Raw genomic sequence first — 23,559 nt, 5'->3', positions numbered from 1 at the left:
TTTGATGAGTTCATGATATCAATAAAGATAAAGGAGAGGAGCGAATACACACTAAGAAGTGTATAAAAGTACATTGCGATAAAAAAGGAGTTGAAATTCAGAATATGTCATAATTCATATAAAATAATTCTATTGAAAAAAAACCAAATTTATGTATAATATAAATATATTCAAATATAAACATGAAAAAATATAAATGTAAAGGTGTTGTAAATATGCGCAAAGAGGTAGTTTTTAAATAAACTAACTGAATAAGGATTATTTTTAGAAAGTATATCAAAAAATCTTGAATTACTCAGGGTTTATTTGTGGTAGGATTAATTTTAAAATCATTAATGCTTACCATGATTATTTGTGTAATTTAAAAATAATCAGTATTAAAATGAGCATGTTACACCTTAATTTGCATAATAGGAAAGCCGTGTTCTAAACACGGTATTTTTATGCCTATTTTTGCTGCATTTATAAATATAGTATAAGATTTTAATCTATATAACTTCTTAATTAAGTTGTATAAATTAAAATCCTATATTTCATGTTTATATTTAGGTTATATAATTATGAGGCCGTAAGTGAACTTGTGTTCATTTGTGGCCTTTCGTTTTTTAAGGAGATTATTAGTATGGTTAAGATATTCAGAATACAAAGTACAAACAAACTTTTTCATAATATAAGGACGGTGAATAAATAATGGTTAAAAAACTTTCAGCATATAAAATTTATTTATTATTTTCAGCTATTACAGCAATGTGTTTTTCATTGGTGGGCACAGTTATGATAGTGTACCACATTGAAAAGGTTCATTTAAATCCACTTCAGCTTATCCTTGTAGGAACTACGTTAGAAGCAGCATGTTTTCTATTTGAAATTCCTACAGGTATAGTTGCAGATGTATATAGCCGTAAGTTATCAATTGTTATTGGCGCAATTTTGACAGGATTGGGATTTATTTTAGAAGGATCAATTTCTAGTTTTGTCTTTGTCCTTGCAGCACAGATAATATGGGGATTAGGCTCAACATTTATCAGTGGATCTGTTGATGCATGGATTGCAGAAGAAGAAAAAGTGAAGGACTTAGATAAGGTATATATAAAAGGAGCACAAGCAGGACAAATAGGAGCAGTTATTGGAATAATACTAAGTACCATAATAGGTAATTTATCAGTAAGATTGCCTATTATAGTCAGTGGATGTTTATTTGTAATTTTTTCACTATTTTTAGCATTGTATATGCCAGAAAACAATTTTAAGCCATCTGCCCCTGAAGATTTAAATACTTTTAAAAAGATGGGATATACCTTTAAATCTGGTTTGAAATTTGTAAAAAGTAAAGCCATAATGATAGTTTTAATTTCTGTAACTTTATTTTATGGTTTATCTAGCGAAGGATATGACAGACTTTCCAATGCACATTTTCTACAGGATACTACACTTCCTAAGCTTGGAAATCTTCAGTCCGTAACTTGGTTTGGTATATTTGGTATTGCAGGAATGATATTAAGTGCTCTAGCAATGCAGTTTATAGCAAGAAAGCTGGAAAAAGAGGATAAAAACCAAAGTGGAAAAATATTATTAGTCACAAACATATTTTATATATCATTTATGTTAGTGTTTGCACTTACAAAGAACTTTAAATTAATGTTAATAGCCTATTTATCAACAAATATGTTTAAAACTATAAATGAGCCTATACTTAATGCATGGTTAAATAGTCATATAGATGATAATGCAAGGGCAACCATACTTTCTATGAATGGACAAATCAATGCTTTAGGACAAATTATAGGTGGACCAATTATTGGAATTATAGCTACAAAGATTTCTATAAGCATTGGTATAGCATGCACTTCATTGTTGATGACACCAGTATTAATATTATATATTGTTTCTTTAACAATATATAAAAAAGATGTATGTTAAAGTAAATATTATCGACACCCCATGACATGCAGATCTTGTTTTTTAAGTACAACCTTCTTTAAGTGTTTTAGATGGAACTATATTAGTTATATTTGCAGTAGAAGGGATTCAATCACATATGGAAATATTATTCAACACATTAAAGGCTTTAAAAATTCCTACAATAATTTTTATAAATAAAGTAGATAGAGTAGGAGCAAATTGTAATAAAGTTTTTAAAGAAATAAAAAATGGTGTCTAATAAAATAGTTAGATTACAAAAGATAGATGAAGAAGGAAGCAGAGAAATTTATTTAAATAATTTTATTGTATGGGAATAATATATATATATTTAAATTTAATATTAGTAAAAATGGAGTGATGAAGAAATACGTTTTAAAGAAGTTGTACAGAACTCTATTTTTGTATGTATGGGTAAATTTACCTAAAAAGACAAAACAAATTAAGCCTTAATAAGGTACATTAGTAATTGATATAATTGAGTTTTTATAATATACTGAAAACATACAATTATTTAAATTGTGACATAATAAATAATTATAACTCAAATTAGTACACAAATTTGCAAATATTTTATAATTGGGGTAGAAAGGAAGGGATTTATTATGATTTCCATAAATATGCTGGAACAGTTAAAAGCTATATTAGAATTGCAATTAGACATGATACCTGGTGGAGTGCTATATTTGATTATTGAAGAAAACACATTTACATGGAGAAAAGCATCAAAACAATTTGATTTGGATATGTTTCAGGTTGGGGATAAATTAAATCCAAATAGCATATCAGGAAAAGCAATGAAAGAAAACAGAACATTGACAGAAAATGTTCCTAGATCGCTTTATGGCTTAAGATTAAAAGTAGTTGCAGAACCTTTAGTTGATGAAAGTGGAAAAGTTGTTGGAGCACTTTCAATTGTATTTCCAAAGCTTCATCCTGTAGCAAGATCCTTTAATAATTTTGCACCTGTTTTATCTGAAATGTTTCCAGAAGGAGCTTTTATCTATATGACTGATTTACACAAAGTAGCATACAGACAAGCCTCAAAACAGTTTGATATGCCTGCTGTAACTGTAGGATATAAATTAGTAGAAGGCGACATTGCAAAAGAGGTTATAGACAAGAAAAAGCAAGTTACAGTAGAACTTGATAGTTCAAAGTATGGAGTTCCTGCTTTAGTTACATGTTTACCATTGTTCGATGAAGAAAATTCAAATGAAATTGTGGCCACATTGGGAATAGTTATTCCCAAAAAGGTTGCAAGCGATCTAAGAGATATGTCTGCTAATCTTGAAAGTGGCATTTCTGGAATTGCTTCTGCAATTGAACAGTTATCTGTATCTGCAACAAACATACACTCAAATGAAATGGATCTTAATAATGGTATTAAGGAAGTAATAAATTTGTCCGAAGAAATTAATAAGGTATCAGTATTTATAAAAAATATTGCTGATGAAACAAATATGCTTGGCTTGAATGCTTCTATAGAGTCAGCTAGAGCAGGGGAAAGCGGAAAAGGTTTTGAAGTTGTTGCACAGCAGATAAGAAAATTGTCTAAACAATCAAAAGATACAGTTCCACAAATTAAGAAATTAACTGATAGCATCAAACAGAAAGTTGATGAAACTCGTGAAAAAAGTCAGGGTTCTCTAGCAGAAAGTCAAGAACAAGCTTCTGCTACAGAAGAGATTACGGCGAGTATACAAGAATTGAGTTCTATGTCAGCAGAATTAAATAAAATTGCACAAAAATTGTAAAGAATATTATAAAATTGTATTTGAAAGTGTATCATAACAGTATATGGTTGTGATACACTTTTAATATGCAACACATTAATAAATAATGTAATAAAGAAAATTAATATATATTAAGAGATAAAAAGTAAAAATAAAATGAAAATTTATTAATTTTTTAAGGTTTTTAGTATAAACTATTTTATAGATATACAATTATGGAGGTAGGATATGTTTAAAGGATGTTTAAACTTGGATTTGAGCAAATGTGAGAATTATTTAAAAAATTATGAGATAGAAGCCATGGACCCTTTTATAAATCAGGCTCATGAAATGCTCCATAAGAAAACAGGGATAGGCGGTGAATTTACAGGATGGATTGGTTTACCTCTAAATTATGATAGAGAAGAATTTGAGAGAATAAAAAAATGTGCAAAAAAAATTAGAGACAATTCTGATGTCCTTGTAGTCGTAGGAATAGGTGGATCTTATCTGGGAGCTAGAGCAGCTATAGAAATGTTAAGTCATACTTTCTATAATAATTTGCCTAGAGAAAAAAGAGGTGGCCCTGCAATATATTATCTGGGAAATAACATAAGTTCAACTTATATGGCAGATTTTATGGAAATTATAGAGGAAAAAGACATATCTGTTGATGTAATATCCAAATCAGGTACTACAACAGAACCTGCAATAGCATTTAGAATGCTTAGGGAATTACTTGAAAATAAATATGGACGTGAGGGAGCAAAAGAGAGAATATTTGCTACAACTGATAAGAAAAAAGGTGCACTAAAGTCTCTGGCAGATATGGAAGGATATGAAACCTTTGTAATTCCAGATGATGTTGGAGGAAGATTTTCTGTACTTACAGCAGTAGGTATGCTTCCAATAGCTGTAGCTGGAATTAATATAGATCAATTAATGCAAGGTGCTGCAGATGCGGTTATTGTCTATGGAAATCCAAAGTTAGATAAAAATGATGCCTATAAATATGCAGCAGTGAGAAATATTTTGCAAAGAAAGGGTAAATCTGTAGAAATATTAGCTAATTTTGAACCATGTTTGCATTATTTTGGAGAATGGTGGAAACAGCTGTATGGGGAGAGTGAAGGAAAAGATAATAGAGGAATATTTCCAGCAGCAGTAGATTTTTCAACAGATCTTCATTCTATGGGACAATATATACAAGATGGATTTAGAAGTTTAATTGAAACCTTTATAAATGTTGAGAAACCAAGAAAAGAGATTACAATAAAATCAGATGAAGGAAACCTTGATGGATTGAATTTTATTGCAGGAAAAACTATGGATTTTGTAAATCATCAAGCCTTTAAAGGTACAGTCTTAGCTCATAGCGATGGAAATGTACCTTGTATAGTATTAAATGTACCTGAATTAACAGCATATTATTTTGGATATATGGTGTATTTTTTTGAGAAGTCATGTGCTGTAAGCGGCTATCTTATGGGAATAAACCCTTTTGATCAACCTGGTGTTGAAAAATACAAGAAAAATATGTTTGCACTCCTTGGAAAACCTGGTTATGAAAATATGAAATTAGAACTTGAAAAACAGATATAGAGTTTCTAGTTTGAAGGTGGACTTCATATAATAGCAAATTTCAATTAGAAAACCTATAACTAAGTTTTTCCACCCAATTTTTAAAATAGAAGTGCTTGAGATTTTTTAAATTCAAGTTTTGAAAAATGACTGGAAAAACTTCAGAAAGCGGCCTTTATTATTAAATTTATGGTTATAATGTTGAACATTAATAGCTATTGCTTTTAAGATAATCAATATATTCGTTTCCCCATATCTGGAGTGCATCCAAAACGGGTTTAAAATGATCGCCCAACTCACTGAGTGAATACTCTACCTTTGGTGGTATTTGGTTGTATACTGTTCTGATAATTAGGCCGTTCTTTTCCATCATGCGTAACTGCTTTGTCAGGGTAGCCTGTGTCAAATTGGGAAGCGTTCTTTGGAGTTCATTAAAGCGCATTGTTTTTACGCTTAAGTGGTGCATAATGAGCAATGTCCATTTTCCTGTAAGCAATTTTTGTGCCGTCACATATGGACAAATTCCAAATAAATCCTCGTGCATAAATTCCTCCTTTAGTATCTATTTGATACTTACTATATTAAAAAGTTGTACTTGAATATTGTATCGTACTATGATTTAATAATATAGAAAAGTAGATTGAAAGTCAATCACTAAAAGGAATGGAGGAAGTATTTATGGAAGAAGTTTGTAAGTTCTTGAAAAAATGCGAAACATATTATTTGGCAACTGTTGAAGGTAATCAGCCGAGAGTTCGTCCTTTTGGCACGGCGGATATTTTTGAAAATAAACTTTATATTCAAACCGGCAAGGTCAAAAATGTATCAAAACAAATGAAGGCAAATCCGAAAATTGAAATCTGTGGTATGGCAGATGGTAAATGGATTCGAGTGGAAGCTGTTGCTGTTGAGGATGATAGAGTAGAAGCAAGACAGCATATGTTGGATGCATACCCATCACTCCAGAAAATGTATAAAGCTGATGATGGCAACTGTCAAGTTTTTTACCTCAAGGATGCCACAGCTACTATATCATCTTTCATAGATGCACCTAAGGAAATTAAGTTTTGATTTGATATCAAATCATTTTAAATTGATGAAAAAGAAAAGATCGCAAGGCTTATTGCTTTGCGATCATGTTTTTTTTGAAATTATATTAAATATTTGGAGTATAAATTTATTTTTGCTTAGAAACCCTAGAAATATTTTTATAAATTATCTGTTAAATGTGTAAATATAATATATAATAGGAAGTGTTGTAATATATTTTTATAGGTGTAGGGGGAAGTTATTTGAAAAAGTATTTTATAAAAAGATTTGTAATATTTACACTTATATTCTTTGTGTTATATTTTATTAACCTGCAGGATAAAAATTTAGGATCAGTTTTTAAAATTATTGGCATTTCTTTATTGTCAGGTGGATGCCTTGGAGGACTTATGCTTTTGCTAAAGATTACCTTCGGAAAAATGGGACAAAAAAGAAATCAATAGTAAAGGAGAAAATACGTAAAATTATACGTTGTGGATTAGATGAAAATATTAGTAGATGCAGATGCCTGTCCTGGAAAGTCTATAATAGAAAAGGTTGCTAGAGAAAATAATGTGGAAGTTATAATGTACTGCGATATAAATCATGTTTTAAATAGCAATTATAGTATTATTAAATACGTGGATGGTGGATTTCAAAGTGTAGATATGGTTCTTATAAATAAAGTTGAAAGTGGAGATATAGTTATAAGTCAGGATTATGGAGTGGCAGCCATGGCTTTGGGCAAAAAGGCCTATGCTATAAATCCTAAAGGGTATATATATGATGATAATAATATGGACCAACTTCTTTTTGAAAGACATATATCTTCAAAAATAAGAAGGTCAGGGGGAAAAACTTTCAACCCTAAGAAAAGGACAAAACAAGATGATGAGAGACTTGAAAAAAATTTACTTAAATTAATATACAGGTGTAGGGATAATTAGTGTAGATAATTTTTACAAATGAGAATAGGATACTCCTTTTAAAATAATTTATTTTTAAAGGGAGCATTTTTTAGTTTAATTAAGTCTTACTATTGCTAAATTGTAATGGGAATATACAAAAAATACTATTACAAAATATGGAACTATAGTATAATAAATTTATGGGAATTAATGCCTAGGAATATTATTTTACATGGGGGATGATGTAGATGAATGAACTTGCTATAAGCTGTAATCTAGAAAGTCCACAGAAGCAAAAATCAAAAATCATTATAAATATATATAATAACTTAAAGGAAAAACTTGTTTATAAGTATATGATTGGATGCAATGGAACATGGAGTGTGTTAAAAGACTTTACAGAAAGTGAGAATGTAGAGTGGATTCCGAAGAATGAAGGAAAGTATATATTAATGGTACAAGCTAAAAAGGTAAATGGAAGTAAAAGTTTTGATTATGTATCTAGGATGGACTATGTAATAGGGAAAGTAGAGGAAAAACTAATAACTGCTGTACATATGGATAAGAAGAAATTGAAATTAGGGGATAAATTAAATATAACAGTTAGTACATCTAAAATGCCTAGTATGATAAACATGTAAACATTAAATAATAGTTTTCCTGCCTAAAACTTTAATCTATATAACATCTTTATAGTTCTAAAGTTCATTTATATAACTATTGTTTAATAACTCATCTTTTGAGACAATATTCTCGTATAGATAGAGGTTTACGCTCACCCCCATGAGGCTTTTTGACCTCGGAGCAGAGACTGCTGCCTCTTCTTTGCGAGATGTTGCGTATGAGCTGGATGTCAATTGTATTTTTACAATTTTTCGTATATCGAACTAGGCTGTAACTTGCATAGATGAGAGGATTCTATCTAAATAATCTTTTAAATGAAGGTGACTTTTTATGTATATTGTTGGTGTTGATATTGGTAAGAATAATCATGAAGCTACTATTATTGATGATACTGGCTCCATAATCGGCAAATCTATAAAGTTTGCTAATTCCCATAGCGGTGGAAATAAATTAATTGAACATATAAAAAAATATACTGGCAATTCTAAAGTTATATTTGGACTTGAAGCTACGGGGCATTATTGGCTGTCATTATATTCATTTTTACTAACAAAGGGATATGAGATAAACGTTATTAATCCTATTCAATCAGATAGTTTTAGAAATTTGTATATTCGTAAAACTAAAAACGATACGAAAGATTCTTTTATAATTGCTGAAGTTATTAGATTTGGTAAATTTACTAATACAAAACTTTGTGATGATAAACTTCTTGCTCTAAGACAGCTTTGCAGATATAAACTTTCTTTAACTACTGAAATTTCTGAACTTAAATGCAGAATAATTACAGTACTTGACCAAATTTTCCCTGAATATGATAAACTATTTTCTGATATTTGGGGTGCAAGTTCTAAAGCTGTTCTCGAAAAATGCCAAACTCCAGAAGGAATATTAGAATTGGATATAAATGATTTAACTAAACTATTGAAAACAAAAAGTAAGGGAAGACTTGGTTTTAATAAGGCTGATGAGATTCAAAATGCAGCTAAAAATACCTTTGGCATTAAGATAGCTAAAAAAGCTTTTAAATTTCAAATAAAACAACTTATTAGTCAAATACTATTCCTTGAAAAACAAATGAAATCTCTAGATTCAGAAATTGAGTTTTATTATAGTAAATTTGACTGCCATCTAACAACTATTCCTGGAATTGGTTCCGTAACTGCTGCTATTATTCTTAGTGAAATTGGTGATATTAAACGTTTTAAAAACTCTTCTAGTCTTGTAGCTTATGCTGGCATTGATCCTACTGTTAAGCAATCAGGACAATTTCTATCTAATAACAATAAAATGTCCAAAAGAGGTTCACCGTATCTTAGACGTGCCTTATTTTTATCTGCTTCAACATGTGTCTTACATGACAGTCCTCTTAATGAATATTATAATAAAAAACGAAGTGAGGGTAAACATCACTTAGTTGCAATAGGAGCTACAGCTAATAAATTAACACGCATTGTTTTTGCTGTTATGAGAGATAACAAGGATTATGTCCCTATTAACTAAGCAATATTATAACTAGACTAATAGTTTTATGTAAAATTTTAACTATTAATTATTTTAATAGTTTATTTGCTTTGCTCAAAATACTTTCTTATTATTCGTTTTTAATCTTCATATAAAATAAAAAAGGCATAACTCTGCCTTTTTATTAGTAAACAAAATAAGAATAATACGAACTGGTTTATTTATTACTATTAACAATTTCTATAGCTGCCTTACCTGTCATATGTTCGATTTTGACTTCAATTAAACATACTCTATTCCATTCTCTTTCAATTTCTTGCTGCCCTTCTTTAATATAGTCAGGTGAATATTTTTCAACTAAACTTTCAATGGCATATCTCCTATCGGAATCGTTTGTAAGAATCCTTGCTCTGCCAAATATGGAAACACTCCGAAAATGGGTAGTAAAAGTTTTTTGTATTACTTCGTCTTTTTCTATAACACAAAATGTCACTTTATCATTCCTTTTAATGCTGTCAATCTTATGCCCTTGTTTTGCACCATGCATAAATAGTTTGCCGTCTTTAAAAACATAACTTATTGGAACGGTATATGGATAATCATCGTCACCAATTACACCTAAGACGCCAGATGTACATAACTTTAGAATTTCAATTGTCTCTTCTTTGGATAATAATTGTTTTTTTCTTCTCATATCTCTAAACATAATTACACCTCTAATTCTTTCGCTATTTTATTTCTTATCATTTACTGCAATTCTTGATTAAATATTACAATTTACACTTACGACGTTTTATAAAAATATAATATATTAGCATTACTAAATATTTAATAATGTACTTGAAATTTCCTCAAATCGTTCATCATTTATACCAAGTTTTTTCTTAAATTTTTCATCTTCCATTCTTGCTACAATTATTTTGTCAGGAGATATTGCTTTAATAATATTTTTTATCTTCTCAATTGATTCTTCATCATCGTTATAGCCTTTAATGATAGTAATTTCAAATATAAATTTTCCTTTGTATTGTTTATTAAAAGAAACCATGTTTGAAATATATTCTGCTAATGTATATCCTTCAATAGGTCTTTGAACTTTTTGAAAGCCTTCTTCTGTTATTATTTTTATTTCTCCAACAACCTCATCACATTTATTAGCAATTTTCATATATTCATCTCTACCTAGTAAATATCCATTAGAAAGTAGTCTTACAGGCAAACCTTTGTCTTTGATAAAGTCAATAATATCACCAATTTTATCATTTACTAAGGCTTCTCCTTTTGAGTTAATAAAAACTAATTCTGCTTTTGTACTTTCTATCCTGTTTCCAAGTTCAATCAATGAGCTGTCTATTTCATCAAATGACATTTTTGTATCTACCTTATTTTTCGACCTTCCAATAGGACAAAATATGCAATCAAAATTACAATACTTTTCTGGAAGTACATTAATCTCCAGTACCCTTCTTCCATCTTCCATATAAATATCTTTATAACTAAAACCACTCATTACCTTTTTTTCTCCTTTCGTATAACCATGGGACAAGCAATCCTGACCGCTTTCGCTCACGAGTTACTCGTTAAAGGTCATTTAGACCTTTAACCTCAAATTAATCTATTAATACTTCTTTATTGTTAATATCAAGAATTGAAATCTTGCACGTTCCACCTAAATTATCCTGTACTATTTTTGCTAAATCTTTTAAAGCATTCTCAAAATCTTTAACTCTTCTCTCATCAACTAATTCAATGCACAAAAAAGCATTCCTTGTATTTTCAGTGAGCATTGTTCTTACTGATTCACGCCAATTAAAACATCTGCAAATTGCTCCTTCGTTATCTTTATATACTATTTCACCTTCATATGGTAGTGCACTCTCATCTGTTCCTAATGTAATAAAGCTTTCATCTCCAACTGCCTTAGTCAATCTTATATCACCAGCAAATTTATCCATATCCTCTCCACCACAAGGCAATGCATATGTTAAAGAAATAGAATTGTAAATATCAACTAGCGGATTAATAGTTCCTATATGAGTTCCTTTATCAACTCGTTTTAACAATGCTTCAATAGATGATCTTGCACCTTTCTTTGTTTTAAACTTTTGGAAGGCTTCTCTCCATACTTTTATGACTTCATTGCTGCTGAATTCTACATTCTCCAAATATTTTAATGCTTCCTTTTCTGACTTACTAATCATATTCTTGTATTGATCTTCATCTTTTATAAAGTTATCTATGCCATGACAAACTATAATTCCTATCCTTGCACCTGGAAACAGACTCCAAAAATCATCTTCAATAACAAACTTTTTCATTAAAATTCCTCCTTCATATTAAAGCTAAATAACTGCATATTTTCTTCTTATCACTTTTCTTTAATTAAAATTATATTTATTTTTGTTATTTATAAGCTATATACAATTATTAGTCTATTGATATTAATTTTAAACCAACGATTCCAAGAACTATAAATACAATACAACTCATACGCATTACATTAATTGGTTCTTTAAATAAAATAACACCTAACACTACAGTGCCAACAGTTCCTATCCCTGTCCAAATTGCATATGCATTGCCTAATGGTAATCTTTTTAAAGACAATGATAAAAAATAGAAGCTTGCAATCATTCCTATAACAGTTAGGATGCTAGGTAATATTTTTGTAAATCCCTGCGAGTACTTCAGCCCTATTGCCCAGCTTATTTCGAAAAAACCTGCTATAACTAAATAAATCCATTCCATAAACTTTACCTCCCTAAATTTTATTAATTAAGATTAGTATAGTAATATTTCATGGCTTATTTAAAAGAAAATAAAACAAAAAGCCTAAGGAAATATTACAAAAATATCTCCCAGGCTTTTATCCTTCCGTGTACACAATTAAATGTGCGCTTCCTCTCGGACCAGCCAGTTACAAACTGCGGAACCCTAGAAAACTCAAATATATAAACTTTTTTATAATTTATAAGTTACAACTTATAAATCTAATTTAGCATAGTAGTGGGTTTAAATCAAGTTAATATTTTTAATTCGCAAAATCTTACTCTTGCGAATTAAAGTATTTATATATTTTAAACATATTACAAATTTTTTTATAAAATCTATTGACTTCTCATAGCTGGTCTCTTATGTTTAGATACTGGATAAAGATAAAAGATGAATGGGAAATGATAAAAGACTATTGTGCTGAAAATACGCTTTCCTGGACAGTTAAAAGTGATGGAAAATGTGAAATACTAGTAGAATGTAAAAATGTAGATTCAAAAAACAAATATGATGACTTTAAAATTGAAGAATTTCAGGTGTTTCCTCTAAAAGAAATTAAGATAATGGATTTTAAGTGCCTGACTGGAGAAATTTTAGTAGATTCTGAACTTACTTTTCAAGTAGATGCACAGTATGATGTAGATAGAACTATACTTTATAAATTTTTTAAAATAAGTTCTAATGGACAGGTACAGTGTATACAAAATTATTCTACCAAGAGGACAGTAAGTTATGTGGAACATAAGAGCGGTGAGTACAAGCTCTTGTGTATGGTAAAAGATATGTACTCCCAAAATAAATTTGACGATAGGGCTATGCTTAATTTTGAAGTTAAAAAGTACAGTAAAATTTATATAAAAAATTTTATTACAGATATAAATTATCCACAATTATGTGGGACAAAAGTAACTTTAAAGTCGGAAACTATAGGTGGAAGAGATGTTTTATACAGGTATATAATTTATGGAAAATCCAGCGAGGATTCTGGATATACTCATTCTAATAGTTATGTTTGGGAAAGTAAGGCGCCAGGAGATTACAAGATAACTTTGATGGTGAAGGATAAATCCTTTCAGGGAAGTTATGAGGCTATGGAACATTTAAATTATGTTATAGATGAGAGAAGCGATGAACCTGTAAAAATTGAAAAAGTTTTAATGGATAAAAATGATCATGTGTTAATAAATGAAAATATTAATGTAGAGGTAGAAGCATCAGGAGGAGTAGACCTTAGATACTCATTTATAATGAGGGAAAAGGCAGCAGAGTTATATAAAATAAATTATTGTAAAAATAAACACATGAAATTTATTCCTAAAAAAGAAGGAAATTATGAGCTGGAAGTTAGAGTAAAAGATAAATATTCAAAGAGAGAATATGACTGTCATTCTATAATAAATATAACGGTTCTAAGCTATATACCTGCTGCAATTGATTATGTGCTGTATCCATTAAGGGAGTATTATTTAGTAGGAGATAAAATTTCTATAAATTGTATAGTTCAAAATACTACAAATGTGCTTATGAAGTATGTGCTTAGTATAAATAATCACCAGGTGGAAGAGACGGATTTTGTGAGAGAAAAGACCTATGTGTTTACGCCAAAATACAGTGGTAGATATAAGGTGGATATACTTGCAAAGAATGTTAAAGGGACCAGAGAATTTGATTGCAAAAAAGAAGTTACAATTAAAGTAAATGAAGCACTACCTGTAACAAATACGAGAATAACCTGTGACAATGCAGATTTTTTATGTAATAAATCAGTTATATTTACAGCTCATAGTGAAGGAGGTAAAGATGTACTATATGAATTTTATATAATGGAGAAAGGGGATTGGAATTTAGTTCAAAACTATAGTAAAAAAAATTACTATACATTTATTCCCTTTGAAAAAGACGAATATAAAGTGCTTGTACTTAGTAAAAGTCAGTACAATAAAGTGTTTTATGAAGATTATACCATATTTTCCTTTAAAGTTAATTGAATAGCTATAAAGTTATCACATATTAACACGATGAAAATGAGTAGATTATGTTTTTAAGCAGGTGAAAAAATGAGTGTAAATAACGTAAGTAATGAGAATCAAAATACAAATCTTCAAAAAGTATTACAATATGAGATGATGACTCAAATATTAAAACAAGCCTTTGGAGATTCTGATTCCTTTCAACTTGTAATGGAAAGCTTAACTAAAGCATTATCAGACAGCAGTGGAAATATTGACTTGTCTAAATTAAACTTGGGACAAGAAGATCTTAGTAAACTAGGATATGGGGCAGGACAAAGGTTAAATACTGTTTATAATAGTGTAAAAAGTGACATACAGAGTGGATCTGCAAGTATTGATCAGGCAATTGCAAATGCTTCAAGAAAATATGGAGTTGATGCTAATTTAATAAAGGCAGTTATAAAGCAAGAATCTGATTTTAATCCAAATTCTACGTCTGGTGCAGGAGCTGAAGGACTTATGCAGCTTATGCCAGGTACTGCTAGTGAACTTGGGGTCAATGACCCATATAACATAGATCAGAATGTAGATGGAGGTACCAAATACTTAAAAGAAATGCTTAATATGTATGGAAATAACAAGGAACTTGCACTAGCTGCATACAATGCGGGTCCCGGCACTTTGCAGTCTAGGGGTGTTAGCAGTGTTTCAGGTATTTCAAGGTTACCTTATGAAACGAGAGATTATGTACAAAAAGTTATGAAATATTACGGAAAATAGTACGACTTTCTCTAATGATATTTGAATAAAATTGCAATAAATATTTAATTATGCAAGATACAGGATATTAGTAAAATATATTAATATCCTGTATTTTTGTGTGGTGCCAAGAACTCTACTTATGCATAAATTAAGCCAATTATCTGAATTTTGAACTAAAACTTAATAATTAAAAGTGAATAGTGAATGAAGGTTTTTCTCCACTACGCTGCGAAAAATCTTAACGAAAGAAAATTGCCCATAACTATTAATTATAATAGTATATTTTTTATAAATGCAGAAAAGGGTATAATATATGAGAGGAGGCGGAAATATGGATAGAATAGACAAGATTTTAGCAAATTTAGGCTTTGGAACGAGAAAAGAGATAAAAGCTGTAGTAAAAAATGGAGAAGTAAAAATAAATGGAACTGTTATAAAAGATAGTTCCATGAAAATAGATCCTGATAAAAGCACAATAGAAGTTGGAGGTAATGTTGTAGAGTACAAAAAAAATATATATTTATTAATGAATAAGCCTCAAGGAGTAGTGTCAGCAACTTTTGACAATTATGATGAAACGGTTATAGACATTTTAGAGCCTGAGTACCAGGCATTTAAGCCATTTCCAGTAGGAAGGCTAGATAAAGATACAGAAGGACTTTTACTTATTACAAATGATGGTGAGCTAAATCACAGGATGATATCCCCTAAAAATCATGTAGATAAAGTTTACTATGCTGAAATAGATAAGTATTTAGATGAAAGAGATGTAAATAGGTTTAAAAAAGGAATACAACTAAAAGATGGTTATAAATGTTTACCTGGTAAACTACATATTATAGAATCAGATGAAGATGGTGCTAAGGTAGAAGTTACTATACAAGAAGGAAAGTTTCATCAAGTTAAAAGAATGTTCAATGCATTAGGAAAAAATGTAGTTTATTTAAAGAGAATAAAATTTGGACCTATAGATTTGGATAAAGATCTAAATTTAGGACAATATAGGGAATTATCTAAAAATGAGATTGAAAGTATAAAAAGAATTTAAATATGAATTAAATTCAATCATAATTATATTAAATTTACAATTATATGTGCATAAATGTATCAGATTTTACTTGATATTTTATTCAAGTTTTACTATAATTAAGTTGCAAGGATAAATAAAAGGAATGAATAGCCCCCTTTTTATTTATGAGCAAAACAGTCCATGCCCCAATGGGCTGTTTTTGCTTTTTTGAATTTAATTATCTACAATTTTATAGATTAATGTTTTAATACGTGATAAAATTAAAGGGGGAATATTAACATTAAATGTACATGAATAAGGAGTGTAGTTCATGGAAGAATATAAATCTAAATTACAGAGTAAAGAAATGGATTACTTGTGTGAGGCAGTATTGTCTTTAAAGACAAAAGAAGAGTGTTATAGATTCTTTGAGGATATATGTACTATAAATGAAATAAAGGCATTAGAACAGAGGCTTCAGGTAGCTAAAATGTTGAAAAACAAAAAAACATATTTGGACATTGCAGCTGCAACAGGGGCAAGTACTGCTACCATAAGTAGGGTTAATAGGTGTTTGAATTATGGAAGTGATGGTTATAAGATAGTTTTAGGAAGACTAAAATAATATATTCAATCAGTACAAATAAATTTTTTTTGTGTGTTGATAAAAATATCAGCACATTTTTTATGCTTTTCATGATTAAATTAATTGTAGAATGTTATAATATTAAACAGGAAGTATCTCTGTATCTACTTTAAATTAGAGGAGATAAACAAACAGGAGTGAATGTTATGGATTTAAAAAGCCTTTTGAATAAAGAACAGTATGAAGCAGCAGTGTATGTAGACGGTCCTCTATTGATTTTAGCTGGGGCAGGTTCTGGAAAGACCAGGGTTTTAACTTATAGAATTGCTCATATGATTAAGGATATGAATATATATCCTTCTAAAATACTGGCTATAACTTTTACTAATAAGGCTGCAGGAGAGATGAAAGACAGGATAAAAGAATTAGTAGGAGATGAAGTAGATGGAATGTGGGTATCTACATTTCATTCAAGCTGTGTGAGAATACTTAGAAGAGAAATAGACAAATTAGGATATAATAAGAATTTTGCAATATATGATAGTTATGATCAAAAAGTGCTTATAAAACAGTGCATGAAGGAATTAAATATAAGTGACAAGGATATAACTGACAGAGAGATAATAAATAAAATTAGTGGACAAAAAGATAATTTAATATCTCCACATCAATTTAAAAAAGAAAATGAAGGAAACTTCAGAATGAATAAAATTGCAGATGTTTATTTGTTATATCAAAAAAAACTCAAGGATAACAATGCACTGGATTTTGATGATCTTATATATAAAACTGTACAGCTTTTTAAGGAAAATGAAGATATACTGGAATTTTATCAGAGAAAGTTTAAGTACATAATGGTAGACGAGTATCAAGATACCAATAGATCTCAATACGAATTTGTAAGGCTTCTTGCAAAGGCACATAAAAATATATGTGTAGTAGGAGACGATGATCAATGTATTTATGCTTGGAGAGGTGCAGACATAAAAAATATTTTGGATTTTGAAAAAGATTATCCAAATGCAAAGGTAATAAAGTTAGAGCAAAATTATAGATCCAAGGGTAATATATTGAAGGCAGCTAATGATGTCATAAGTAATAATTCAAATAGAAAAGAAAAAATGCTGAGAACTGAAAGTGAAAATGGAGACAAAATAAAATTATATAGGGCTTATTCGGATATAGATGAAGGCAGGTATATTGCATCTAAGATCAAAGAAATACTGAAAGAAGATGAAGGCAAACAGTACAAGGACTTTGCAATACTTTATAGAACTAATGCCCAATCCCGTATATTTGAAGATGTATTTATGAAATCAAACATTCCCTATAGAATTATTGGAGGCTTAAAGTTCTATGATAGAAAAGAAATAAAGGATATTATGGCCTATTTAAAGTTTATAAATAATCCTTTGGATGATGTTAGTTTAAGAAGGATAATAAATGTGCCAAAGAGAAGTATAGGGGATTCTACAGTACAGAAAATACAGGATTTTGCTAATTCTATGAATGAATCCATGTACAATGTACTTTTATCTATAGACGAGGTTTTAAATTTAACAAAGAGGAATATTAATTGCATAAATAAATTTGTAAGCCTTATAAATAGTTTTATAAGAAGCAGGGACAAGATTACTGTGTCCAGTCTTATAAAGGAGATATTAGATACTACTGGATATTTAGAGGAACTCAAAGATTCAAATGAGGCAGATAGTATAAGCAGGGTAGAAAATTTACAGGAGCTTGTGTCTGCTGCTGCAGAGTTTGAAACTTCTTCAGAAGATCCGTCTCTTTCTGCATTTTTAGAGAAGGTGACTTTGGTTTCAGATGTAGATAATTTTGATCAAGATGCTGACTCAGTTGTACTTATGACAGTACATAGTGCTAAAGGATTAGAGTTTCCTGTAGTCTTTATGGCGGGAATGGAAAATGGAATATTCCCGGGAACCCAGTCTTTAAATGAGTTTAAGGAAATGGAAGAGTCTAGAAGGCTTTGTTATGTTGGAATAACTAGAGCTAAGGAAAAACTTTATATGACTTCTGCGGAAACCAGAAGGGTATTTGGAAGAATGGTATCTTACCAGCAGTCTAGTTTTATAAGTGAGATATCTCATGACCTTATAGAGTATGATAGCTTAAAAAAATCCAATTTTACTAGTTCTATAAATAAGCAATTAAATAAAAATACTTTTTCCTGGGGTAAAAAGGTTCACCAGAGCAGCTTGATAGAAAATCCAGTATCTCCTTCTGTAGAAAATGTACCAAAGGGTAATTATTTAAAACTAGAGAATATAAAAGAAGGAACAAAAGTTAAGCATGGGAAGTTTGGATTAGGGACTATTGTAAGTATATCTAAAAGTGGCAGTGATATAAAACTTACTATAGTTTTTGATAAGATGGGAATAAAAAATTTAATGTACGGAGTAGCACCACTGGAAGCTGTATAAGTTGCATTGATTGTTTATGGAGGATTTTAGCTTTGATATATGAAGATAGGTATAATGAATTAAAGAAAATAATTAATTATCATAATGATAGGTATTACAATCAGGATAATCCTGAAGTATCTGATTATGAATATGATATGTTAATGCAGGAACTGAAGAATATAGAAAGAGAACATCCGGAGGTTATCACTCCGGATTCTCCTACTCAGCATGTAGGAGGTAATGCTAAGCGTGAATCAGGTGTACTTGTTAGACATAGAGTTCCTATGTTAAGTCTTAGGGATGTTTTTAACAAAGAAGACGTTGAACAATTTGTTGATGATGTTAAAGCTCAATTTCCTGATGTAGAATTTGTAGTGGAAACAAAAATTGATGGTTTATCAATGGCTTTACGCTATGAAGATGGAAAACTTATAACTGCTATTACTAGAGGCGATGGTATTGTCTATGGTGAGGATGTTACAGTCAATGCTAAAGTGATAAATGATGTAGTTAAATCACTTAAAGATAAAATCCCGTATCTGGAGATTCGTGGAGAAGTATATATGACTAAACAGGCCTTTGAAAATGTTAATGAACATCAGGAACTCTTGGGAAAAAAGGTATTTGCTAATCCTAGAAACTGTGCAGCAGGTACTCTTAGACAGCTGGATAGTAAAGTTACAAAAGAAAGAAATTTATCTCTTTTTATTTTTAATGTTCAGGATGTTCGGGGTATGGAATTTAAAACTCATACCGAAGGGTATGAATTTCTAAAAAAACAGGGTATTAAAGTTATTGAGAATTATACAGTATGTAAAACTACTGGTGAAATATGGGATGCCATTGAAAGAATTGGTGAAAACCGTGGAGATTTAGATTATGATATTGATGGTGCGGTTATTAAAATTAATAATTTAGCATACAGAACAGAGCTTGGCAGTACTTCTAAAGTTCCAAAGTGGGCTATTGCTTATAAATATCCACCTGAAGAAAAAGAAACTAAGCTTCTTGATATTCAACTTACAGTAGGAAGGACAGGAAGGATTACCCCTGTTGCTATTTTTGAACCAATAAGGTTGTGTGGTACAAGCGTATCAAGAGCCACTCTCCATAATCAAGATTTTATTGATGAATTGGATGTGGGTGTTGGTGATACTATCGTAGTATATAAATCAGGAGAAATTATCCCTAAGATCAAGAAAGTTATACACGAAAAACGTCCTGAAGGAACAGTTAAATTTCAGTTTCCAGATAAGTGTCCTGTATGCGGCAGTCCAGTTGCTAGAGAAGAAGGTGCAGCTGACATTAAGTGCACTAATATTAATTGTCCATCTATGCTTGTAAAAAGAATTATTAATTTTGTAAGCAGGGATTGCATGGATATTAAAGGATTTGGTGCAGCTTATGTTGAACAGCTTGTTGATAAAGGATATATAGATGATATACCGGATATTTATCATCTTAATGAATATAGGGATAAGCTTGTTGAAGAAGGTATAATCGGAAAAGAAAAGAATACAGATAAACTTCTTGATGCCATTGAAAATTCGAAGAAAAATGAGCCACAGCGGCTATTAGCAAGTTTGGGTATATCTAATGTTGGTAAGTCAACAGCTAAAGAACTTATGAAATATTTTAAATCTATTGATAATCTCATTAATGCAGATATTGATGAAATCAAGAAAGTATCTGATATTGGTGATATAAGTGCTTCAGCAATATTTGAATATTTCAAAAATGAAGATAACCTTAAAATTATAAGCGAACTTGCTAAATGCGGTGTAAATATGGTAATGAACGAAAATAAAGAAGAAGATAATTTACTTGAAGGCAGCAAGTTTGTTATTACAGGAACACTTCCATCAATGGGAAGAACTGAAGCAAAGGAGCTTATAGAGAAACATGGCGGCAAGGTATCAGGTTCGGTATCTAAGAAAACCACATATGTACTTGCAGGGGATGCTCCTGGAAGCAAAGTAACTAAGGCTCAGGAATTAGGAGTTAAGGTAATATCTGAAGCGGAGTTATTACAAATGCTCAAATAAGTCACTAAATAAGATATAACATTTTATTAATTTTGCTAATTATTAAATGTTTGTAAATCAAGATGTAGGAGAAGCAGTGGCAAAAGGAATAATAGAATTTTTTAAACAGGGAAATATAATAAGGAGCATAGAAGAATTATTAAGATTTGGAGTTAAAATAATAAAAGAAAAGTGAATTTGAAGGCATGCTATAAATATTTACAAAGAAGTAAAAAAGGATTATTATAAGAATAGTTTAATTTTATATGAAAGTTAAACTATTTGTATAGTATAGAGATTCTAGGTTATAGGCAGCTTATTTTCTTTAATATGCTACTAAGTTTTGCTTGGGATCACTATAGTGGAGGATAAAAATGAAAAGGACAATAAATTTATTAGGGTGGATAGGAGTTATTTTTACTATCTTGGCATTGATATTAACGCTCCTTACTACATATCATTTTACATATGTAAAGTACTTTAATGATTATTGCACGCTGCAGTGGAGCATATTTGTTACTATGGTAGCTTGGGCTATAAATATGATAATTTCTAGAGCTAACTTTAGAAATATAGTATACCCTATAACATGTGTATTGATAGCTTGCGCAACTATGTTTTTTATGTATATGAAAGTTTATTAAGATTATAGAGACAATCTTTTGGTAGATTGTCTCATTTTTTAGGTGCGCCCAATATGGGCGACAGCTTGGGGGTGAATATATTGAAATCTATTGGAATTGTTACAAATAGCAATTCTTTAGTGGCTGTATTTTTGAAAAGCAATATAGAAGAGATATATAAGGGTTTTGCTGTAATAAATAATTATTATTTGAATGAGCTTAAAAGTACAGATAAGATAAACGATGATGTAATACTCATAATGAATGATGAAATAGCAATTGAAATAGAGAGATATGTAAAAAATAAAAAAAATATAATAGTCATTAAAAGAACGATAAAAGAAAATGAAGTTTATAAAATATTTAATATTCCTCAGGGCACTAAAGCTCTTGTGGTAAATAATGCGAAATCAGCCACATTGGAAACCATATCTCTATTATATAGGATAGGCGTAAATAATATTACCCTTATACCTTATGACGAAAATCAAAATTATGAAAACATAAAATTTGCAATAACTCCTGGTGAAGTTTCCAGAGTACCAAAATATATTGAAAAAATTATAGATATAGGAAATCGACACATTGATATATCTACTTTTATTAATATTTCTAATAAATTAGCACTTAAAAATAGAGTGATTGATACCAGATTGTTTAAATATTCAGAAAAAATTGTAAATTTAGATAGCGGTATCAAAGATAAATATAAGGAACTTTATATTAAAAATGAAGATTTGAATGCAGTACTTAATATGTCTAAAGAAGGAATAATGTTTACGGATTTAGATGGAAATATATCATTTTACAATAATGCCTTTGAAAAGTTATTTAATATAAGAAAAAATATCAAATGTAAAAATATTGAAGATGTCTTGGATAAAAATTTGGTATGCTTACTTGTGAAAAATAGTGTTAAAGATGAGCTTATAGAATATAGAGACAAGTTTATAGTAGTTAATAAAGAAATTGTTGTCTACTATGGAGAAAAAAAAGGATGCTATATCAGTATAAATGAAGTTACGTATTTAGAACAGCTTGCAAAAAAACTAACAGTAAAATATACAAATAAAGGACTTATAGCAAGGTATGATTTTAATTCTATAAAAACAAATTCAAGCAGTATAAAGGAATGCATCAAATTAAGCAATAAAGTTGCAAAATCAGATTTAACAGTTTTAATAACAGGTGAGAGTGGCACTGGAAAGGAACTTTTTGCTCAATCAATACATAATGCATCTTTGAGAAAAAATTGGCCTTTTGTTGCCATAAATTGTGCTGCAGTTCCTGAAAGCTTGTTAGAAAGTGAATTGTTTGGATATGAGAGTGGGGCCTTCACAGGGGCACGCAAAGAAGGAAAAGTTGGATTATTTGAACAGGCTAATATGGGAACTATATTCTTAGATGAAATAGGTGATATGCCTTTAACTTTGCAGGCCAGACTGCTTAGAGTATTGCAGGAAAGACAGGTAATGAGGATAGGTTCTGATAGGCTTATAAATGTTGATATTAGGGTTATTGCAGCTACAAATAAAAATTTACTCCAGATGGTAGAAGAAGGGCAATTTAGAGAGGACTTATTTTATAGAATCAATGTACTGCCTATAAATATACCACCTTTAAGAGAAAGAAAAGAAGATATTATTTCTCTTATAAAATATTTTATGGGAAGAAAAAAGACTATAAGATTATCTGATGAAGTCATAGAAATCTTTATGAATTATTCTTGGCCGGGTAATATAAGAGAAATTCAGAATGTTGCTTCCTATATAAAAATTATGAATGACGATGATGAAGTAAATATTGGAGATTTGCCTTACTATTTGGTTGAATATAATATAAACTTTGATGAGGAAGCTGCATATCTCAAATGCAAAAATTGTATTTTTGATGCAGTATCAATATTAAAAATTATTAAAGAGCAAGGAATTTTAAAGTCAGGAATTGGTAGAAAAAATATAAAGGAAATTTTAGAAGCAAATAATATAAGGTTAAGCGAAGCTGAGATAAGAAGAATAATGAGCATTTTAAACAAATTGTCATTGATATCATGCAATTTGGGGAGAAGAGGAAGCAAAATTACAACGAAAGGGAACAATTTTTTAAAATGGATTGAAAACAGGGCAAAATTATAACCTAAATAACCTATTTAATATACAGT

General features: G+C 29.9%; 22 protein-coding genes and 1 riboswitch. Of the genes, 17 read left to right on the top strand and 5 right to left on the bottom strand.

Annotation, left to right across the window (positions count from 1 at the left end; all coding sequences use genetic code 11):
- The first annotated feature begins 690 nt into the window (after positions 1 to 690).
- The 4 genes from tetA(P) (at position 691) to CLJU_RS18285 (ending at position 5,237) form a co-directional block, all read left to right on the top strand.
- The gene (gene tetA(P), locus CLJU_RS18295; RefSeq protein WP_013240320.1) at positions 691 to 1,920 is read left to right on the top strand and encodes a tetracycline efflux MFS transporter TetA(P); all 1,230 of its coding nucleotides are present in this window, start codon (positions 691 to 693) and stop codon (positions 1,918 to 1,920) included.
- 79 nt (positions 1,921 to 1,999) lie between these two features.
- Positions 2,000 to 2,161 carry a GTP-binding protein gene (locus CLJU_RS23230; RefSeq protein WP_341349913.1) on the top strand — a complete coding sequence of 54 codons (162 nt, stop codon included), beginning with the start codon at positions 2,000 to 2,002 and terminating at the stop codon, positions 2,159 to 2,161.
- Positions 2,162 to 2,525: 364 nt separating this feature from the next.
- Positions 2,526 to 3,677 carry a methyl-accepting chemotaxis protein gene (locus CLJU_RS18290; protein WP_013240318.1) on the top strand — a complete coding sequence of 384 codons (1,152 nt, stop codon included), beginning with the start codon at positions 2,526 to 2,528 and terminating at the stop codon, positions 3,675 to 3,677.
- 207 nt (positions 3,678 to 3,884) lie between these two features.
- The gene (locus tag CLJU_RS18285) at positions 3,885 to 5,237 is read left to right on the top strand and encodes a glucose-6-phosphate isomerase (RefSeq protein WP_013240317.1); all 1,353 of its coding nucleotides are present in this window, start codon (positions 3,885 to 3,887) and stop codon (positions 5,235 to 5,237) included.
- 187 nt (positions 5,238 to 5,424) lie between these two features.
- On the opposite strand, the gene CLJU_RS18280 is transcribed toward CLJU_RS18285, so the two are convergent.
- A complete protein-coding gene (locus CLJU_RS18280) occupies positions 5,425 to 5,760 on the bottom strand; it encodes a winged helix-turn-helix transcriptional regulator (RefSeq protein ID WP_013240316.1) in 336 nt (111 codons plus the stop codon).
- A gap of 134 nt (positions 5,761 to 5,894) precedes the next feature.
- Between CLJU_RS18280 and CLJU_RS18275 the strand changes: the two genes are divergently transcribed.
- The 5 genes from CLJU_RS18275 to CLJU_RS18255 all read left to right on the top strand — a co-directional run bounded on the left by CLJU_RS18275 (position 5,895) and on the right by CLJU_RS18255 (position 9,280).
- Positions 5,895 to 6,287, top strand: a complete 393-nt coding sequence (locus tag CLJU_RS18275) for a pyridoxamine 5'-phosphate oxidase family protein (RefSeq protein WP_013240315.1) — start codon at positions 5,895 to 5,897, stop codon at positions 6,285 to 6,287.
- A 221-nt stretch (positions 6,288 to 6,508) separates the two neighbouring features.
- Complete coding sequence (locus tag CLJU_RS18270; RefSeq protein WP_013240314.1) at positions 6,509 to 6,709, top strand: hypothetical protein; 201 nt, start codon at positions 6,509 to 6,511, stop codon at positions 6,707 to 6,709.
- 39 nt (positions 6,710 to 6,748) lie between these two features.
- Positions 6,749 to 7,192, top strand: coding sequence for a YaiI/YqxD family protein (locus tag CLJU_RS18265; protein WP_013240313.1), 444 nt, complete (start codon positions 6,749 to 6,751; stop codon positions 7,190 to 7,192).
- A 209-nt stretch (positions 7,193 to 7,401) separates the two neighbouring features.
- A complete protein-coding gene (locus tag CLJU_RS18260) occupies positions 7,402 to 7,794 on the top strand; it encodes a triple tyrosine motif-containing protein (protein ID WP_013240312.1) in 393 nt (130 codons plus the stop codon).
- A gap of 313 nt (positions 7,795 to 8,107) precedes the next feature.
- Positions 8,108 to 9,280, top strand: coding sequence for an IS110 family RNA-guided transposase (locus CLJU_RS18255; protein WP_013236856.1), 1,173 nt, complete (start codon positions 8,108 to 8,110; stop codon positions 9,278 to 9,280).
- Between the two features lie 178 nt (positions 9,281 to 9,458).
- Here CLJU_RS18255 and CLJU_RS18250 read toward each other — a convergent pair whose 3' ends face one another.
- The 4 genes from CLJU_RS18250 to CLJU_RS18235 form a co-directional block, all read right to left on the bottom strand.
- Entirely contained in the window at positions 9,459 to 9,947 is a 489-nt protein-coding gene (locus tag CLJU_RS18250) for a pyridoxamine 5'-phosphate oxidase family protein (RefSeq protein WP_013236855.1), read from the bottom strand.
- Positions 9,948 to 10,061: 114 nt separating this feature from the next.
- Complete coding sequence (locus tag CLJU_RS18245) at positions 10,062 to 10,751, bottom strand: radical SAM protein (protein ID WP_041704986.1); 690 nt, start codon at positions 10,749 to 10,751, stop codon at positions 10,062 to 10,064.
- A 100-nt stretch (positions 10,752 to 10,851) separates the two neighbouring features.
- A complete protein-coding gene (locus tag CLJU_RS18240; protein ID WP_013236853.1) occupies positions 10,852 to 11,559 on the bottom strand; it encodes a B3/B4 domain-containing protein in 708 nt (235 codons plus the stop codon).
- Between the two features lie 109 nt (positions 11,560 to 11,668).
- Entirely contained in the window at positions 11,669 to 11,989 is a 321-nt protein-coding gene (locus tag CLJU_RS18235; RefSeq protein WP_013236852.1) for a DMT family transporter, read from the bottom strand.
- Between the two features lie 105 nt (positions 11,990 to 12,094).
- Positions 12,095 to 12,190, bottom strand: a riboswitch (guanidine-I (ykkC/yxkD leader).
- Positions 12,191 to 12,375: 185 nt separating this feature from the next.
- On the opposite strand from CLJU_RS18235, the gene CLJU_RS18230 reads away from it, so the two are divergent.
- The 8 genes from CLJU_RS18230 (at position 12,376) to CLJU_RS18195 (ending at position 23,533) form a co-directional block, all read left to right on the top strand.
- Positions 12,376 to 14,001: a triple tyrosine motif-containing protein gene (locus CLJU_RS18230; protein WP_013240311.1), complete on the top strand. Its 1,626-nt coding sequence runs from the start codon at positions 12,376 to 12,378 to the stop codon at positions 13,999 to 14,001.
- A 69-nt stretch (positions 14,002 to 14,070) separates the two neighbouring features.
- Positions 14,071 to 14,745: a lytic transglycosylase domain-containing protein gene (locus tag CLJU_RS18225; RefSeq protein ID WP_013240310.1), complete on the top strand. Its 675-nt coding sequence runs from the start codon at positions 14,071 to 14,073 to the stop codon at positions 14,743 to 14,745.
- A gap of 313 nt (positions 14,746 to 15,058) precedes the next feature.
- Positions 15,059 to 15,775: a pseudouridine synthase gene (locus CLJU_RS18220; protein ID WP_023162298.1), complete on the top strand. Its 717-nt coding sequence runs from the start codon at positions 15,059 to 15,061 to the stop codon at positions 15,773 to 15,775.
- Between the two features lie 292 nt (positions 15,776 to 16,067).
- The gene (locus tag CLJU_RS18215) at positions 16,068 to 16,361 is read left to right on the top strand and encodes a YerC/YecD family TrpR-related protein (RefSeq protein WP_013240308.1); all 294 of its coding nucleotides are present in this window, start codon (positions 16,068 to 16,070) and stop codon (positions 16,359 to 16,361) included.
- A 167-nt stretch (positions 16,362 to 16,528) separates the two neighbouring features.
- Positions 16,529 to 18,769, top strand: a complete 2,241-nt coding sequence (pcrA, locus tag CLJU_RS18210; protein WP_013240307.1) for a DNA helicase PcrA — start codon at positions 16,529 to 16,531, stop codon at positions 18,767 to 18,769.
- Positions 18,770 to 18,801: 32 nt separating this feature from the next.
- Positions 18,802 to 20,796, top strand: coding sequence for an NAD-dependent DNA ligase LigA (gene ligA, locus CLJU_RS18205; RefSeq protein ID WP_013240306.1), 1,995 nt, complete (start codon positions 18,802 to 18,804; stop codon positions 20,794 to 20,796).
- Positions 20,797 to 21,149: 353 nt separating this feature from the next.
- Positions 21,150 to 21,419 carry a hypothetical protein gene (locus CLJU_RS18200; protein ID WP_013240305.1) on the top strand — a complete coding sequence of 90 codons (270 nt, stop codon included), beginning with the start codon at positions 21,150 to 21,152 and terminating at the stop codon, positions 21,417 to 21,419.
- A gap of 71 nt (positions 21,420 to 21,490) precedes the next feature.
- On the top strand, positions 21,491 to 23,533 hold the full coding sequence (locus CLJU_RS18195; protein ID WP_406541130.1) for a sigma-54 interaction domain-containing protein: 2,043 nt from the start codon (positions 21,491 to 21,493) through the stop codon (positions 23,531 to 23,533).
- Positions 23,534 to 23,559: the final 26 nt, after the last annotated feature.

The sequence above is a fragment of the Clostridium ljungdahlii DSM 13528 genome, from assembly GCF_000143685.1.
GTDB classification, from domain to species: domain Bacteria; phylum Bacillota; class Clostridia; order Clostridiales; family Clostridiaceae; genus Clostridium_B; species Clostridium_B ljungdahlii.
This window is presented reverse-complemented; position numbering and strand designations above follow the sequence as displayed.